Raw genomic sequence first — 16,222 nt, forward strand, 5'->3', positions numbered from 1 at the left:
GCCCGGGGTCTGTTGTTTCGTTCGGTCCTGTCAGGCGCGCGGCTGGCGCGCGGCCCAGTCGGTGAGGTCGACGCGTGGACCCGTGAAGAACGGGATCTCCTCGCGCACGTGGAGACGAGCCTCCACCGCGCGCTGGCGGCGCATCACGTCGACGAGGCTGTGCAGCTCGTCGGACTCGAAGGCCAGGATCCACTCGTAGTCACCCAGCGCGAAGCTCGACAGCGTCGAGGCCACCACCTCGGGGTACTCGCGGCCGGCCATGCCGTGCTCGCGCAGCATCCGGGAGCGGTCCTCCTCGGGCAGGTTGTACCACTCGTAGCTGCGCACGAACGGGTAGACGCACAGCCACGGCCGCGGCGCGAACCCGGCGAAGCAGGAAGGGACGTGCGCGCGGTTGAACTCGGCCGGACGGTGCACCGCCATCGCGGACCAAACCGGCTCCAGGAACGCGCCCAGCTCGCTGCCGCGCAGCGCGTGGTAGGCGGCCTGCAGCTTCTCCGGGTCGTCCGAGGTGGCCCACATCATCAGGTCGGCGTCCGCGCGGAAGCCGCCGATGTCGTAGAACCCGCGCACCTCCACACCGATGTCGGACAGCGTCGCCTGGACGGTGTCCACGTCGAGGATCGACGGCAGCGCGCCGGCCGTGGCGAACACGGAGTACATGGCGTACAGCGTCTGGGAGTTGATCGCCTCCAGATCGACGTCAGTTGCGTCGCGGCTGTCTCTGGACGGGTGGCTCATGCGGACTCCTTCTCCTTGGTGGGGCGGGCGTGGCAGCACGGCTTCGCCTCGAGGTACGCGGCGGTGGTGGCCTCGTCGGCCTCGCCGCGCGCGACGGCGGCGCGCGCCTCCAACTGGTCCACCAGCATCTTCACGAACGCCGGGTGGGTGCCGACGCTGGCCGCTCGCACGAACGCCAGGTCGAGTTCCTCGGCGGTCTCGGCCGCCTCGGTGTCCAGGTCGTAGACGACCTCCATGTGGTCGGTGATGAACCCGATGGGTGAGGCCACCACGCCGCCGACGGCCTCGGTGCGCAGCTCCTCGAGGCGGTCGTTCACGTCGGGCTCCAGCCACGGGGTGTGCGGGGAGCCGGAGCGGGAGCAGTAGGTCAGCTCCCAGGTGATCTCCTCACCGGTGAGTTCCTTGACGCGGGCTGCGACCCGTTCGGCCACCCGCAGGTGCTGCTGGTCGTAGGTGGCGCCCGGGGAGCCATCGCCCGAGGCGTCGTTCATCGCGGTGGGGATCGAGTGGGTCACGAACAGCACCCGGGTGTCGCCGTGGAACTCCTTGGTGCGCAGTTCCGCCAGGGCGGCGACGACCGCGTCGGCGTTGGCCTCGACGAAGCCGTCGGTCTCAGCGAAGGCGCCGATCTTGTCGATCCGGATGGCGCCGTCGACGTCCTCCTCCGCCTTGCGGAGGTCCTCGGCGTACTGCCGGCAGCTGGAGTAGGAGTGGTAGGCCGAGGTGGCCAGGCCCAGCACCTGCTGGTGGCCGTCGGCCACGAGCGCCGGCACCGTCTCCGAGTGGTACGGGTGCCAGTTGCGGTTCCCGATCACCACGGGCACGTCGATCCCGCGGCTCGCCAGTTCGGCGCGCAGGGCGTCCAGCAGTTCAGCGTTGCGCTCGTTGATCGGGGACTTGCCGCCGAAGAGCATGTAGTGCTGCGAGACCTCGACGAGGCGTTCGTCCGGAACGCCGCGGCCGGCCGTCGCGTTGCGCATGAACGGCAGGACGTCGTCGGGTTTGTTCGGTCCTCCGTAGGAGGCCACGAGTACAGCGGAGTAGGGGGAGAGGGGGTGGGTCATCCAGCTCGGCCTTGTCTTTCTTCTTCTCGGTCGACGGCAAGCGCGTCGACTCCCAACCCGGTCACCGGGCACTCGGCCCGGTCCAGGGACTCATCGGTGCCGCCGATGCCGTACAGCTCGGCCACGGCGGACAGGTACTCGTCGGTGCGGCCGGAGGCCGCGGCCAGCTTCGCCCGTGACGACGGCACGTGCAGCAGGCGGGTGGCCAGGCGGCGCAGGGCGCGGGCGGCGTCGTCGCGGCTCAGGGACCGGCCCTCAGGGAGGCGTTCCACCTCGTCGTTGACCAGCTCGAGGACGGCCTCGCGCAGGCTCACGACGGCGGGGTCCAGGACGCGGCGCTGCAGCTTGGCGCGCAACTCGTCCGCGCCCTCGGCTACGATCTCCTCGGCGCGGGTGGTGTCCGGGCCGATGCTGGGGGACAGGGTCTGCTGGAGCGTCGCGAGGCTGATGACCTCCACTCCGGGCAGGGCGGCGACGGTGGGTGCGACGTCGCTGTGCAGCGAGAGGTCGAGGATGCGCAATCGCGCGTCGGGGGCGACGTCGGCGGCGGTGATCGCAGGCGTGCCGGAGCCGCGGCACGTCACCACGACGTCGACCTCCCGCAGGGCCTCGGCGAGGTCCTCGGCGACGTCGAGCTGGTGGCTGAGTGCGAAAGCGTCGCCCCGGCCGCTGGCGGAGTGGACGAGGATGTCGGTGGCGCCGCGGGTGCGCAGCGCGGCGACGCTGGCACCGGCGAACGCTCCGGTGCCGACGAGCAGGACCCGCAGTGCCGAGAAGTCGGGGACCTCGAGCAGGTCCAGCGCCACGGACACCACCGAACGCCCGGCGTCGGCCAGCGACGTCTCGCGGGCGACGCGGCGGGAGGCGCGCAGGGCCTCGTCGACGATCATGGTCAGGTCCGGGGAGGACAGTCCCGCGTCCTGCGCCTCGCCCAGTGCCCGGCGGACCTGCCCGGCGATCTCGCGTTCGCCCACGACCATCGACTCGAGGCCTGCGCACACGCGGAAGAGGTGCTGCATGGCCTCGTCGGCGTCGTAGCGGTCCCAGGCGGGCGGCAGGTCGAGCTCACCGGCGATGGCCTCGACGAGCTCGTCGCTGGTGTCCTCGGGGGCGTCGACGATGAACTCGACTCGGTTGCAGGTGGTCAGTGGGAGCACGGCCTCCACGCCGGGAATTCCACGGAGGCGGGCGGCGATCTCGTCGGCCGAATCTACGATGCGCTCCACCTCCACGAGTCCGTGGTGGCGGTGCTGTACGGAGAGGATGCGAAGGGTCACAGTGCCCTCCATTCAACCACCGTTTGTCGAATGGGGCAGAATCGCCACTGTGAACGACTCTGACCAGCCCAGCCTGTTGCAAGCCCTCTCCGGAACGCGCCCAGACCGACTGCCCGTCTGGTTCATGCGGCAGGCGGGACGCTCCCTGCCCGAGTACCGTGAGGTCCGCGGCTCCACCACCATCCTCGAGGCGTGCCTGATCCCGGAACTCGCCGCGGAGATCACCCTCCAGCCCGTCCGCCGCCACGGCGTCGACGCGGCCATCTTCTTCTCAGACATCATGGTGCCGCTGGTGCTGGCGGGCGTGGACGTGGACATCCAGTCCGGCATCGGACCCGTCGTGGCCGAACCCGTCCGCTCCGCCGCCGACGTCGACCGCCTCGTCAGCCACGAACTGGCTGATGTCGACACCATCCGCAGCGCCGCCGCCATCGTCGTGCAGGAGCTGGGTGGGGCCACCCCGCTGATCGGCTTCGCAGGCGCCCCGTTCACCCTCGCCGCGTACCTGGTGGAGGGCCGCGGCAGCCGCGACCACCTCGCCGCCCGGGCCTTAATGCACGCGGACCCGGCGGCCTGGCACCGCCTGCTGGGATGGTGCGCCGAGTTGTCGGCCCAGTTCCTCGAGGTCCAGGTGGAGTCCGGGGCGCGCGCAGTCCAGCTCTTCGACTCGTGGGCGGGATCGCTGCGCCGCGACGACTACCTCGAGTTCGTCGCACCCCACTCCCGCCACGCCCTCGAACGAGTGGCGGGCCGGGTCCCACGGATCCACTTCGGCACCGGCACCCGCCACCTGCTGCGCGACATGGCCGACTGTGGCGTGGAGGCCATGGGCGTCGACTACCGCACCCCCCTCGACGAGGCCGCCGAGCTGCTGCCCGGGCTGCCCCTGCAGGGCAACATCGACCCGGCGAGGCTCGCTGCCGGCTGGGACTCCCTCGCGCAGCATGCCCGCGACGTCGTCGAGCGTGGCCGCGCCGCCCCGGCACACATCGTCAACCTCGGCCACGGAGTGCCGCCCACCACTGACGCGGCGATCCTGACAGACCTGGTAGCGCTGGTGCACGAACTGTGAGTGCGATCGTCGTCGGTGGTGGGATCGCCGGGCTGGTGGCGGCCCGGGAGCTGGCGCTGCGCGGACGATCGGTGACGCTGCTGGAGTCCACCGAACGGGTCGGCGGCATGGTGCAGGGCGTGCCGCTGGCGGGGATCGACGTGGACGCCGGCGCGGAGGCCTACGCCACCCGCACCCCGCTGGTGAGGGAACTCTGCGCCGAGCTGGGGCTCGGCGTCGCCGAACCCGCAGGTCGCAGCCATGTCTGGTGGCCGGAGCGGGGCGCCGTGCCCCTGGCGCGCGGCCTCATGGGCATCCCCGCGAGCCTCGACGACGAAGCCCTCTCGGTGCTGGCACCCGAGGAACTGGAGCGCGCCCGCACGGACGCGACGGCCCCGGTGGGGGAGCTCGGGGCCACGGTGGCCGACCTCGTGACGGCCAGGCTCGGAGAGGCGGTGCTGCGCCGGCTCGTGGCCCCCCTCACCCGCGGCGTGCACGGCCTCGCGCCGGAGAACATGCCGGCCGAACAGTTCGCACCCGGACTCGCGCAGGACACCCGCAGGCTCGGTTCCCTCGTGCGCGCCGTCGCCGAACGCGCCGGCACCAACAGTCCCGTGGAGCAGCCACTGGGAGGGATGCACCAGCTGGTCACCGCCCTCGGCACCTCCCTGCGCGCCAGTGGGGTCGAGGTGCGCACCGAGTCCCGCGTGGCCGCGATCCGCCGACGTTCCGGCAACTGGGTCCTCGAGGTCCCCGGAGGAGAGGCCGAGGCCCGCACCGTCGTCCTCGCCACGCCCGCCCGGGTGACCGCCCGCCTGCTGCGGCCCCAGGGCATCCGATTCACCCCGCCCAGGACCTCCGTGACCCGCAACCTGCTGCTGGCCGTGCGCCATCCCGGACTGGCCGAGGAGCCCGTGGGCTCCGGGGCCCTGCTCGGGGCGCGGCCGGCGGGGATGGTCGCACGTTCGGTGACCCACTACTCGGCCAAATGGCCCTGGGCCCGCCGGGACCGCGTCGAGATCCTGCGGGTGGCGCTGCCGCCGGAGGTGGAGCCGGACCTGGGCCAAGTCCTCGGTGAGCTCTCACAGATCCTCGGCCTGGTGCTCGGCCCCGAGCACGTCGTCGACTCACATCAGGCCACGTGGACCGAGATGCCCCGCGTGCTGCAGCCCACACAACGTGACGAACTGCTCGCCTCCGTCCAGCGACTCGAGGGACTCTCCGTCGCCGGGGCATGGTTGGCAGGCAACGGACTGGCCGCCGTCGTGGCGTCGGCCAAGGAGGCGACCGCATGAGACTGCGACTCGGAACCCGTGGCTCCGACCTGGCCGTGACCCAGTCGAACACCGTGGCCGAGGCGCTGCGGTCCGTCGGGCACGAGGTGGAGATCGTGATCGTCAGGACCCGTGGCGACCGGGAGCGCGGCTCGCTCACGGCGCTCGCAGGGTTGGGGGTGTTCGCCGCCGAACTGCGCACGGCGCTGCTGGCCGGCGAGTGCGACTTCGCGGTCCACTCCTACAAGGACCTGCCCGTGGCAGGCGTCCCCGGCCTGGTGATCGCCGCGGTCCCCGAGCGCGAGGACCCCCGCGACGCGCTGTGCGCCCGCGACGGCCTGACCCTGGCCGAACTGCCGGCCGGCTCCCGCATCGGGACCGGCTCGCCGCGCCGCATCGCCCAGCTCCGGGCGCTGCGGCCGGACTGCGAGTTCATCGACATCCGCGGCAACGTCGGCACCCGCCTGGGCCGCGTGGCCCCGGGGGACCTCGACGCAGTCGTGCTGGCCACCGCCGGTCTGAAGCGGCTGGGTCTCGCGGACGCGGTGACCGAGCACCTCGACATCCTGCCCGCCCCCGGGCAGGGGGCGCTGGCAGTCGAGTGCCGCTCCGACGACGCCTCCACCCTCGAGGCGCTCGCCGTCCTCGACCACCCCGCCACCCATGCCGCCGCCGACGCCGAACGGGCCGTGCTCGCCGAGCTCGGAGGGGGCTGCGCCGCGCCGATCGGCGCCCGCGCCGGCAACGACGACGGGACGCTCGTGCTGCGCGCCGGTGTCTTCGCCGCAGACGGCGTCTCCGCGGTCACCGACCACCTCGAGTTCGACGTCACCGACGCCGCCGGTGCCGGGCGCACCCTTGCCCGGCGCCTCCTGGACGACGGAGCCGGCGCCATCACGCAACTCGACGAGTCCCGCGAGTCCCGGCTGGCGGAGTTCCACGACGACGCCAGCCTCTGGGGCGCCGAACCGCTGGACGGGCTCACGCTCCTGGTGCCCCGGGTAGCGGGACCGCTCTCGGAGGTGCTGCAGGAGGCCGGGGCCACTGTGTGGTGCGAGCCGGTGCAGCGCGTCGTGGCCCTCTCCACCAGGCTCGAGGCCCTGCCCGGGGCCGACTGGGTGGCCGTCACCTCCGCCAGCACGGTGGACGTGCTGGCCGAACTCGGGTGGCGGATCCCCGACGGCGCCCGGATCGCAGCGGTCGGGCCCGCCACCGCCCGCGCACTGGAGGCGGCCGGCTACCGGGTGGACCTCGTCCCCGGGCCACATTCCAGCGCCGAGGACCTCCTGGCCGCCTGGCCGGAGGGGGAGGGCAGCGTGCTGGTGCCCGGTTCGGCACGCTCCCGACCGGTGCTAACCGTCGGCCTGCGGGAACGCGGCTGGGACGCCCGTGCCCTGCCGCTCTACACCACGGAACCGGTGGAGCCGTCGGGTTCGCTATCGCTGGCCTGGGACCGCGGCGAGATCGACGGCGTGCTGGTCACCTCCGGCTCCGTGGCCGATTCCATCGACTCGTCCCTCGGATGGCGGGAGGGCATGATGGTGGTGGCCCTCGGCCGCCCCAGCGGCCACGTCCTCGAACGGCTCGGAGTGCCGGCCGCCGTCGCGGAGACCCAGGACGGCCCCGGGGTGCTCGCCGCGTTCAAGACCCTGCTGGCCTCGCGCCGGCACGAAGGAGAGAAATGACCCAGCGCCCACGCAGGCTGCGCACCACCCCCGCCATGCGCGAACTCGTCCGCGAGACCCGGGTGCACGCCCGCCAACTCGTGCTGCCGGTCTTCGTCGGCGACACCGGGGCCCCGATCTCCTCCATGCCGGGGGTCAGCCGCCACGCGCTTGCCGACATCGGCGGAGTCGCGGCCCGTGCCGTCGACGCCGGGCTCGGCGGGATCATGCTCTTCGGGGTGCCCGAGGAGACGGACAAGGACGCCACCGGCTCGGCCGGGATCGCGCCCGACGGCATCCTGCAGCGGGGCATCTCCGCGGTGCGGGAGCGCGTCGGCGACGAGATCGTCGTGATGGCCGACACCTGCCTGGACGAGTTCACAGACCACGGCCACTGCGGCGTCCTCGACAGCCGGGGGCGGGTGGACAACGACGCCACGGTGGCGGCCTACCGGGACATGGCCCTGGCACAGGCACGGGCCGGAGCGCACGTCGTCGCGCCGTCGGGGATGATGGACCGGCAGGTGCTGGCCATCCGCGACGCGCTCGACGGCGAGGGCTTCACCGACGTCTCCGTGCTGGCCTACTCCGCCAAGTACGCCTCCGCGTTCTACGGCCCCTTCCGCGAGGCCGTCGCCTCGTCGCTGCAGGGCGACCGCCGCACCTACCAGCAGGACCCGGCCAACCGCCGCGAGGGCATGCGCGAGGCCCTGCTGGACCTCGCGGAGGGCGCCGACATGGTGATGGTCAAGCCCGCGAGCCACTACCTCGACGTCCTGGCCGACGTCGCCGAGGCCTCCGAGGTGCCCGTGGCCGCCTACCAGGTCTCCGGCGAGTACTCGATGATCGAGGCCGCAGCGGCACAGGGCTGGATCGACCGGCGGGCCGCAGCCCTGGAGTCGGTGACCGCCATCGTGCGAGCCGGAGCAGACATCGTCCTGACCTACTACGCGGAGGAGATCGCGACATGGCTGAAGTGAACGTCAACGAGACGCTGATGGCGGAGGCCGTCGGGGTCATCCCCGGTGGCGTCTCGTCGCCCGTGCGGGCCTTCGGCGCCGTCGGTGGGTCACCCGTGTTCGTGCAGTCCGCCGAGGGTGCCTTCGTGCACGGCGAGGACGGCCGCACCTACGTCGACCTCGTCTGCTCCTGGGGCCCGGCACTGCTGGGGCACGCGCACCCCGAGGTGGTGGCTGCCGTGCAGGCCGCCGCCGCCCGCGGACTGTCCTTCGGGGCGCCCACCAGGGCCGAGGTCACCCTCGCCGAACTGGTCCGCGGCCGCGTGCCCGCCGCGGAACGCGTCCGCTTCGTGTCCACCGGCACCGAGGCCACCATGACCGCCATCCGGCTCGCCCGCGGCGCCACCGGACGCGACGTCGTGATCAAGTTCGCCGGCTGCTACCACGGCCACAGCGACGCGCTGCTGGCCGCTGCCGGTTCCGGCGTGGCCACCCAGGGCCTGCCGGGCTCCGCGGGCGTCACCGCGGCTGCGACGGCCGACACCGTCGTGCTCGGCTACAACGACTTCGACGCCCTGCGCACCGCCTTCGACGAACTCGGGGACCGGGTGGCGGCCGTGATCACGGAGGCCGCAGCCGCGAACATGGGCGTGGTGGCGCCGTCGGACGGTTTCAACGCGGAGATCCGCAAGCTCACGGCCCGCCACGGTGCGCTGATGGTCCTCGACGAGGTGCTCACCGGGTTCCGCGTGGGACCTGCGGGCTGGTGGGGGCTCGAGGCCGGGGTCGCGGAGCCGGCCTGGACGCCGGACCTGTTCGCGTTCGGCAAGGTGGTGGGCGGCGGGATGCCGCTGGCGGCCCTCGGCGGCCGCGCGGAACTGATGGAGCTCCTGGCCCCCGTCGGCCCCGTCTACCAGGCCGGCACCCTGTCCGGGAACCCGCTGGCCACCGCCGCCGGGATCGCCACCCTCGAACTGGCCGACGCCGCCGTCTACGAGCACGTCGATGCAGCCTCGCTCCGGCTGCAGCAGGCCGTCGGCGCCGAACTCACCGCCGCGGGCGTTCCGCACGTCATCCAGCGCGCGGGCAACCTGTTCTCGGTGTTCTTCCGGGACGAGCCGGTGACCAACTACGCCGAGGCGCAGGCGCAGGACACCGCTGCGTTCGGGCGGTTCTTCCACTCCATGCTGGAGGCGGGTGTGGCGCTGCCGCCGTCGGCCTACGAGGCGTGGTTCCTGTCTGCCGCGCACGACGACGCCGTCCTGGACCGCATCGTCGAGGCCCTCCCGGCTGCTGCTCGGGCGGCCGCGAGGTAGGTGGCCGGTCCCTCCCGACGGCCCCACGGCTCGGGCCGAGTGGATATGGTGGCTTGGTGAAGATCAGGCTCGGAACCAAGGACTCCACCCTCGCCATGCTGCGTGCCGAGGGGCTCATCGAACAACTCGAGGAACGCGGCCATGAGGTCGAGATCTTCAAACTGCCCAACGTCGGGGACTTCGAGAGCATCGGCCAGTTGCGGCTCGGGCTGCTCCGGGACGACTTCGACGTCGTGGTGCACCGCATCAACCGGCTGCCCGACGGCAAGGTGCCCGGCACCGAACTCGCCGCGGTGCCGGAACGCGGCGACCGGCGCGACGTCTTCATCGGACGCGACGGGATGACCATCTCCGCGCTGCCCGACGGCGCCCGGATCGGGGTGGCCACGTCGCTGCGCCGCGCCAAGCTCACGCTGCTGCGCCCGGGCCTGGAGTACGAGGACATCAAGCCCAACCTGTCGGAGTGCCTCGACCGGATCGCCAAGGGTGAGCTCGACGGTGTGCTGTGCGGCGCGGCCGACGTCGACTACCTTGAGCGCACGGAGGAGGTCACCGAACGGCTCGAGACGCCGCCCGCCGCCGGTCAGGGAGCGCTCGGCTACGAGTGCCGCGAGGACGACAAGGACGTCATCGAGGTCCTGGCCGAGTTCGACCACCCGGACACCAGGATCTGCGTGGCGGCCGAACAGGCCGTCAAGGAGTCGCTGGACCTATCCGAGAAGGCGGAGGTGGGGGTGCGGGCCCACCGCCACGGCGTGCTGTCACTGCGCGCCGACGTGTTCCCCCTCGACGGCAGCCCCGTCATCTCCCTCACCCTCGGCATGCCGACCTCGGAGTTCCACGCGGTCCGGACCGGCCACCGCATGGCGGACCTGCTGCGGGATCGGGGCGCGGAGGAGATCGGCCGGGACCCGAAGCCGCCGCCGCTGCCGCCCGAGAAGCGGCACGTCTCCGACGTCACGGAGATGCGGGTGCTGGTGGCCCGCGAGGAGGGCCGGATGTCGGTGGGGTTGCGTTCCGCCGGGCTGGCCGTTGACGCCGTGGCACTGCAGACCCGCGAGCTGCTGAACGTGAGCAGTACGCTCGACGGGGCGGACTGGATCGTGTTCACCTCGACCCGCGCGGTGGCCTCCATCCGTGAGCTGGGTTGGACCCTCCCTCGGGCGGCCAAGATCGCGGCCGTGGGCCCCGGGACCGCCGACGCGCTGGAGTCCATGGGCTACGACGTCGAACTGGTGCCGGACAAGGCAGCCGGCGTGAACGCGCTGCTCGAGGTGTGGCCCGAGGGCACGGGAACCGTCTACGTACCCGGTTCCGCGCTGCTCGCGCCGAGTTTCCTGGCGAAACTGCAGCAGAAGGGCTACACCACCCACCTGGTTCCGGTCTACACCATGGAGACCCTGCCCGTCGCACCGCCCGAGGTGGCGCAGGCGTGGCGCGAGGGCCTCTACGACGCGGTGATCATCGCTTCTGGTTCAAACGCCCTGGCCGTCGGTGAGTTGCTGGGTTGGAACGCAGACATTCCGGTGATCGCCGTGGGGGAGTCGGCCCAGGCAGTGCTGCGACGCGCCCACGTGCCCGTCGCGAAGTTCTCCGACTCCTACCGGCCGCAGGACGTCGTCGGCCTGCTGCGGGAACTGGTGGCTGAGCAGGAGCGCTGACGCTGCGGCTCTTCCGGCCGCCGGTCGGGGTGCGTTTCCTCTCGACGCACGGTTGCGCCAGACGCTGCCGCTCCCGCTGGCACTCGACGCTACCGTCACAGCCGTCGATTGGCGTCGGCGCTCGGCTTTGCGATAGCATTGCGAAGCCCCGCGAAGAGCGGGAACTGGGGCTATGGCGCAGTTGGTAGCGCGCTTCCATGGCATGGAAGAGGTCAGGGGTTCGAATCCCCTTAGCTCCACAGTTGAAGGCAGGGCCCGGTCCAGGATCGGGCCCTTCTGGTTCCGCCGAGAAGCGACGCCGGGCAGGACTTTTCGGGCCCCCGCCCGCCAGATTCGGCAGGTGGTCCCGTAACCTTTTCAGTGTGAGGAACTCCCTGCGCCTGACCGCTTCCGCCGTCCTCCTGGCCGGCCTTCTGACCGGCTGCGCCGACGCCGTGCCCGCTGACAGCCCTGCGCCCGGCACCACTGCGCCCACGCCTGCGGCGGAGCTGGAGCTCGAGGCCGCCTGGCTCGACGACGGTCGCATGGTCGGCGTCGTGACCTGGGGCTCCTCGTCCTGCGTGCCCGTCGCCGCCGAGGTGACGGCCGACGGCCAGACGGTCACGGTGCTCCTCGACGAGGGCGACCCGGACCAGGCCTGCACCGCGGATCTGGTTCCCCGCGCCACCGTCGTCCCGCTCCCAGAGGGGGTGGACCCGACCAGCGACGTCGAACTGGTAGTGACGCTCGCCGGCGCCAGCGGTGACACCGATCTGGACGGCAACGCGGCGCTCACCGGCGTTCCCGGTGACCCGACGGAGTACGAGCCGTCGGGAGGCTGGTTCGACGACTCGGCCCTCGTCCTGCTGACCTGGGGGTCCTCCAGCTGCCCGCCCATCGTCGAGTCGGTGGAGGCAGAGGGCAACGCGGGCACCGTCACCTTCACCGAAGAGCCGCGCAAGTGCACCATGGACATGGCGCCGCGCGCCACCGTGATCGACTTCGGTGAGTTCGAGGCCGACGACGACGCCCCGTTCACGCTCACCCTCGTCGGTGACGGCCTGGACGCGACGCTGGAGGTCCTGACCGACTGATCCACCCCGGTCCCGGCCGGCCGGCGGCGGTGGCGGCTAGCGTAGAACGCATGGACCTCGAGGAACTTCTGCAGCTCGAACGCCAGGGCTGGAACTCGCTGTGCCGGGGGACCGGCGCCGGATTCTACGGCCGTCTCATGACCCCGGCCGCGGTGATGGTGCTCGCACACGGGATGGTCATGGACCGTGACGCGGTGATCGCGTCGCTGGATGATGCCCCGCCCTGGGACCGGTACACGATCACCGAAGCGCGACTCATCGAGGTGGAGACGGACACGGCCCTGCTGGTCTACAGGGGCTCGGCGAACCGCGGCGACGTGACCTTCGATGCGCTGATGTCCAGCCTCTACACGCGGATCGACGGCAGCTGGCGGCTCGTGCTCTACCAGCAGACGCCGGTGCCCGAGGGCTCCTGAGGGGCCGGACTCACTCCCGGACGAAGATGGGCCATCCCAGCTGGACCTCGAGGCCGAACCCGCCGGCGACGATCACACCGATGCCGAGCGCGACTGCGGCCAGGACGACGGCGAAGCAGGCGTAGGCGAGCACGCGCATCCCCGGGTGGGGCTTGTGGTCGGAGACCTTCTGGCCGTCTACGGCGCCGTAGGACAGCGCACGGATGCCGAGCGCGAAGATGGCGGGCAGGCCGGCTCCAAGGACAAGGCCGGCGAGCAGGACATGCCAAGCGCCCTCGACGAGGTGCAGGAAGATGTTCACAGTTCGGCCGCCTTCAACTTCTTCGCCTTCTTCTTGGCCTTCTTCTTCTTGGACTTCTTCGGCGGGCCGGAGACCATCGGCTTGGCGGGCACTGCGGCGATCTGCTCGGCCCACTCATCGTTGACGTTGTTGTGGTCCACCTTGGTGCGCTTGGAGTGGGCGTACATCCAACCCGCCGAGCCCAGCAGGATGGCGAAGATCACCAGCGCGCCGTACATGCCGCCGATGCTGTGTCCCAACAGCCACATCAGGGCGCCGACGGCACCTGCCGCGGGCAGCGTGATGAGCCACGCCATGCCCATCCTGCCGGCCACCTTCCAGTTCACCTTGGCGCCGCGCTTGCCGACGCCGGAACCGAGGATGGAGCCCGTGGCGACGTGCGTCGTGGACAGTGCGAAGCCCATGTGGCTGGAGGCCAGGATGACTGCGGCCGACGACGACTCGGCTGCCATGCCCTGGGGTGCGGAGATCTCCACGAGGCCCTTGCCGAGGGTGCGGATGATGCGCCAGCCGCCGATGTAGGTGCCGGCGGCGATGGCGGCGGCGCAGGTGAACTTCACCCAGAACGGCACCGCGGTGAGGTCGGTCCAGTGGCCGGAGGCGATCAGCGCGAGGGTGATCACGCCCATGGTCTTCTGGGCGTCGTTGGTGCCGTGGGCGAGGGAGACCAGGGACGCGGAGCCGATCTGGCCCCAGCGGAACCCGGACTCGCGGTACTTGTTGGCCACGCCCTTGGTGAGCTTGTAGACCAGCCAGGTCCCCACGGAGGCGACGGCGATCGCGATGGCGGGCGAGACCAGGGCGGGCAGGAGGACCTTCCCGACCACGCCGTCGAGCTTGGTGCCGTCGCCGACCCACTTCACGCCCTCGATGCCGAGACCGGCCATCGTGGCGCCGACGAGCCCGCCGAACAGGGCGTGGGACGAACTGGAGGGCAGCCCCAGGAGCCAGGTGAGCAGGTTCCACACGATGGCGCCCACGAGGCCGGCGAGGATGATCAGCAGGAGGGCGAGGCCGCCGTCGCCGATCAGTTCGGGCCGGGGCGCGCCGGAGGCGTCCTGGATGTTCACGACGGCGTTGGTGACGGTCAGTGCCACCTCCACCGACAGGAAGGCTCCGATGAGGTTCAGGATCGCCGACAGGGTCACCGCAGTCTTCGGCTTCAGGGCCTTCGTGGCGATCGACGTAGCCATCGCATTGCCCGTGTCATGGAAGCCGTTCGTGAAGTCGAATGCGAGTGCCGTGACGACGACCAAGGACAGGATCAACAGTTCCGGGGTCACGAACCATAGTGTGCATCGTTAACCCGAAGTTCACCCAATCGAAGCCTGAAATTCATCAATTTTGCCGGGTTTCAATGACGTTTGTCAACTGGTCATTGACATTATCGCGACGTGGACGGCCGTTCCGCCGAGGACGCTGAGGATCGCGTTGCGTCGCCACAGGTGCAGGACGGCCGTCACGGCCAGTCCCAGGACCACCGCCAGCGTCGCCGGATTGGCACCCGGGTCGGTGTTGCGCAACGTGTAGAAGACCAGGATCGTCATGATGCCGACGGGCATCACGGCACCGAGGTGGGGGAGCAACTCGCTGTCGCGCAGTTGCCCGACGAAGAAGAACGGCAGCGCGCGCACCGCCCACGTGATGGCGGCGCTGATGAGCACGGCGGCGAGGATGTATGACCAGTCAGGCACGGCGCCTCCGGACGTAGAAGGTGACCACGATGATGGCGATGAACGATCCCATCGCGGCTGGCAGCATGCCGTCGCCGAACAGCAGGTAGGAAACGAGCGAGCACACGAGGGCGACGATGGGAAGTGGTACTGAGCGCCGCACCAGGAACGCCTCCATCGCCAGCACGAGGAAGAACGACGACATCGCGAAGTCCAGGCCCACCACGCTGTCCGGGATGAGGTTTCCCGCCAGGCCGCCGATGGTGACCGACGACACCCAGGCCAGGTGGAAGGTGGACTGCAGCGCGAGGATGCGCGTCCCGGACCACTCCCGTGCCACCGAGGACGACGTCAGCGCCCATGCCTCGTCAGTCAGCGCGAACGTGCTGTAGGCCCGCCGCCCCCGGCCTCGGACCTGGTGCAACGGGAACGACAGGGCGTAGAAGGCGTGCCGGAAGTTGACCAGGAACGCCGTGCTGGCGATGGTCGCCAACGGCGCCATCGCGGTGACCAGCCCGAGCACCAGGAACTCCAGGGAGCCCGCGAAGATGACGGCCGCGAACACGGGGCCCCACCACCACTCGAGCCCCGCCTGGACTATGAGGACGCCGAAGGCCATCCCCATCGGCGCGGTGCCGAAGATGGCGGGGAGTGAGATCCGGAGCCCGGCCCGGAACTCCCCGGCCCGAGTGGCTCGATCAGGTGTCACTCCCGCACCATAGCGAGCGGTGGCACGACCGCAGAAACCGCGCCGGCGGGGGTGCGGGACGGTGGGAAGGAGATCGCGCGGCGACCCGGGTCAACGCTCGACGATGTTCTTCAAGGACCCTCCCGTGTGCAGGGCAGCCACGTTGTGGGAGATCAGCGCATCGGGCTCCACCGGACGGCCGCCGGCGGCGTGCGGTGTGAGCAGGACGTTGGGGGCGTCCCAGAGCGGGGACTCGGCCGGCAACGGCTCGACGGCGGTGACGTCCAGCGCCGCCCCCGCGATGCTGCCCTGCCGCAGGGCGGCCACCAGGGCATCCTCGTCAACCGTGGTGCCGCGGCCCACGTTGACGAAGTAGGCGTGCTCGGCCATCGCCTCCAACTCCGACGCACCGAGTGCGTTCCTGGTCTCCGGGGTGTCCGGCAGGATGCTGACCAGCACGTCGGCTCCGGGCAGCACCTGCAGCAGATCCGACTCCGCGACGACGTCGTAGCCGGCACGCGTGCCCGCGCTGCGCGCGATGCCCCGCACCTCCGCGCCGAGTGCCGTCAGCAGCGGAGCCAGCCGCTTCGCGATGCTGCCGAACCCCCACACCAGGACCTTCGCGCCCAGGAGCGTCGTGATCGGGCCGTCCGGGTGCAGTGGCTGGGGGCCGCCCAGCTCGGAGGACCACTCGTGCCTGGACTGCGCCTCGCGGGACTGCGGCAGGCGCCGCACCAGGCCGAGGAGCAGGGCGAGCGTGTGCTCGGCCACCGTCGCGTCGTGCAGGCCCACCCCGTTCGCCAGCACCGTGCCATCGGCGAAACCGGCGCGCAGCAGCGTGTCCGGGCCGGCCATGAGGCCCTGCACGAGCCGCAGCCCGGGCATCGCGGCGGCGGTGGCGTCGAGGTGCTGTTGGCTGTTGGTCCACACCACCAGGACTTCAGCATCGAGATGCTCGGGCGGGATCGGTTCGGCGACGGCGTAGGTCACGGCGGTGACGCCGTCGGGGAGTTCGGGTGACAGCGGGACTGAGTCCGGCAGGAGGATCTTCATCGGTACTTCCT

The 16,222-nt window shown here is 71.3% G+C and carries 16 protein-coding genes, 1 tRNA gene and 1 pseudogene; 10 read left to right on the forward strand and 8 right to left on the reverse strand.

Annotated features, from left to right (window positions below; all coding sequences use genetic code 11):
- Positions 1 to 30: 30 nt before the first annotated feature.
- The 3 genes from hemQ to ACYU7G_RS14230 are packed head-to-tail and all read right to left on the reverse strand — an operon-like array spanning position 31 to position 3,082.
- A complete protein-coding gene (hemQ, locus tag ACYU7G_RS14220; RefSeq protein WP_461108932.1) occupies positions 31 to 741 on the reverse strand; it encodes a hydrogen peroxide-dependent heme synthase in 711 nt (236 codons plus the stop codon).
- On the reverse strand, positions 738 to 1,805 hold the full coding sequence (gene hemH / locus ACYU7G_RS14225; RefSeq protein WP_461108934.1) for a ferrochelatase: 1,068 nt from the start codon (positions 1,803 to 1,805) through the stop codon (positions 738 to 740). Before hemH ends, hemQ begins: the two co-directional genes overlap by 4 nt.
- On the reverse strand, positions 1,802 to 3,082 hold the full coding sequence (locus tag ACYU7G_RS14230; RefSeq protein ID WP_461108936.1) for a glutamyl-tRNA reductase: 1,281 nt from the start codon (positions 3,080 to 3,082) through the stop codon (positions 1,802 to 1,804). Before ACYU7G_RS14230 ends, hemH begins: the two co-directional genes overlap by 4 nt.
- Between ACYU7G_RS14230 and hemE the strand changes: the two genes are divergently transcribed.
- From hemE to ACYU7G_RS14280, 10 genes and pseudogenes are all read left to right on the forward strand, one after another.
- Positions 3,069 to 4,154: a uroporphyrinogen decarboxylase gene (hemE, locus tag ACYU7G_RS14235; protein ID WP_461108938.1), complete on the forward strand. Its 1,086-nt coding sequence runs from the start codon at positions 3,069 to 3,071 to the stop codon at positions 4,152 to 4,154. The genes ACYU7G_RS14230 and hemE overlap by 14 nt on opposite strands.
- Entirely contained in the window at positions 4,151 to 5,428 is a 1,278-nt protein-coding gene (locus tag ACYU7G_RS14240; RefSeq protein ID WP_461108940.1) for a protoporphyrinogen/coproporphyrinogen oxidase, read from the forward strand. The genes hemE and ACYU7G_RS14240 overlap by 4 nt, the downstream gene beginning before the upstream one ends.
- Positions 5,425 to 6,333, forward strand: a pseudogene (hemC, locus tag ACYU7G_RS14245) (hydroxymethylbilane synthase); the annotation flags it as partial. The gene ACYU7G_RS14240 and the pseudogene hemC, both read left to right, overlap by 4 nt.
- Positions 6,334 to 6,480: 147 nt before the next feature.
- The gene (locus ACYU7G_RS14250; RefSeq protein WP_461109604.1) at positions 6,481 to 7,092 is read left to right on the forward strand and encodes a uroporphyrinogen-III synthase; all 612 of its coding nucleotides are present in this window, start codon (positions 6,481 to 6,483) and stop codon (positions 7,090 to 7,092) included.
- 35 nt (positions 7,093 to 7,127) lie between these two features.
- Positions 7,128 to 8,051 carry a porphobilinogen synthase gene (gene hemB / locus ACYU7G_RS14255; protein WP_461109606.1) on the forward strand — a complete coding sequence of 308 codons (924 nt, stop codon included), beginning with the start codon at positions 7,128 to 7,130 and terminating at the stop codon, positions 8,049 to 8,051.
- The gene (gene hemL / locus ACYU7G_RS14260) at positions 8,048 to 9,346 is read left to right on the forward strand and encodes a glutamate-1-semialdehyde 2,1-aminomutase (RefSeq protein ID WP_461109608.1); all 1,299 of its coding nucleotides are present in this window, start codon (positions 8,048 to 8,050) and stop codon (positions 9,344 to 9,346) included. The genes hemB and hemL overlap by 4 nt, the downstream gene beginning before the upstream one ends.
- A gap of 56 nt (positions 9,347 to 9,402) precedes the next feature.
- Positions 9,403 to 11,007 carry a uroporphyrinogen-III synthase gene (locus tag ACYU7G_RS14265; protein ID WP_461108942.1) on the forward strand — a complete coding sequence of 535 codons (1,605 nt, stop codon included), beginning with the start codon at positions 9,403 to 9,405 and terminating at the stop codon, positions 11,005 to 11,007.
- 166 nt (positions 11,008 to 11,173) lie between these two features.
- A tRNA-Ala gene (locus ACYU7G_RS14270) sits at positions 11,174 to 11,246 on the forward strand.
- A gap of 123 nt (positions 11,247 to 11,369) precedes the next feature.
- A complete protein-coding gene (locus tag ACYU7G_RS14275; protein ID WP_461108944.1) occupies positions 11,370 to 12,080 on the forward strand; it encodes a hypothetical protein in 711 nt (236 codons plus the stop codon).
- A 50-nt stretch (positions 12,081 to 12,130) separates the two neighbouring features.
- A complete protein-coding gene (locus ACYU7G_RS14280; protein ID WP_461108946.1) occupies positions 12,131 to 12,496 on the forward strand; it encodes a DUF4440 domain-containing protein in 366 nt (121 codons plus the stop codon).
- Positions 12,497 to 12,506: 10 nt separating this feature from the next.
- Here ACYU7G_RS14280 and ACYU7G_RS14285 read toward each other — a convergent pair whose 3' ends face one another.
- The 5 genes from ACYU7G_RS14285 to ACYU7G_RS14305 all read right to left on the reverse strand — a co-directional run bounded on the left by ACYU7G_RS14285 (position 12,507) and on the right by ACYU7G_RS14305 (position 16,211).
- Entirely contained in the window at positions 12,507 to 12,797 is a 291-nt protein-coding gene (locus ACYU7G_RS14285) for a hypothetical protein (RefSeq protein WP_461108948.1), read from the reverse strand.
- Positions 12,794 to 14,080 (reverse strand): inorganic phosphate transporter, encoded by a 1,287-nt coding sequence (locus ACYU7G_RS14290; protein WP_461108950.1) that lies wholly within the window; start codon positions 14,078 to 14,080, stop codon positions 12,794 to 12,796. The genes ACYU7G_RS14285 and ACYU7G_RS14290 overlap by 4 nt, the downstream gene beginning before the upstream one ends.
- Before the next feature lie 84 nt (positions 14,081 to 14,164).
- Complete coding sequence (locus ACYU7G_RS14295; RefSeq protein ID WP_461108952.1) at positions 14,165 to 14,491, reverse strand: branched-chain amino acid transporter permease; 327 nt, start codon at positions 14,489 to 14,491, stop codon at positions 14,165 to 14,167.
- Positions 14,484 to 15,179: an AzlC family ABC transporter permease gene (locus tag ACYU7G_RS14300; RefSeq protein WP_461108954.1), complete on the reverse strand. Its 696-nt coding sequence runs from the start codon at positions 15,177 to 15,179 to the stop codon at positions 14,484 to 14,486. Before ACYU7G_RS14300 ends, ACYU7G_RS14295 begins: the two co-directional genes overlap by 8 nt.
- 90 nt (positions 15,180 to 15,269) lie before the next feature.
- The gene (locus tag ACYU7G_RS14305) at positions 15,270 to 16,211 is read right to left on the reverse strand and encodes a phosphoglycerate dehydrogenase (RefSeq protein WP_461108956.1); all 942 of its coding nucleotides are present in this window, start codon (positions 16,209 to 16,211) and stop codon (positions 15,270 to 15,272) included.
- Positions 16,212 to 16,222 lie beyond the last annotated feature (11 nt).

The organism is Tessaracoccus terricola (assembly GCF_054776555.1).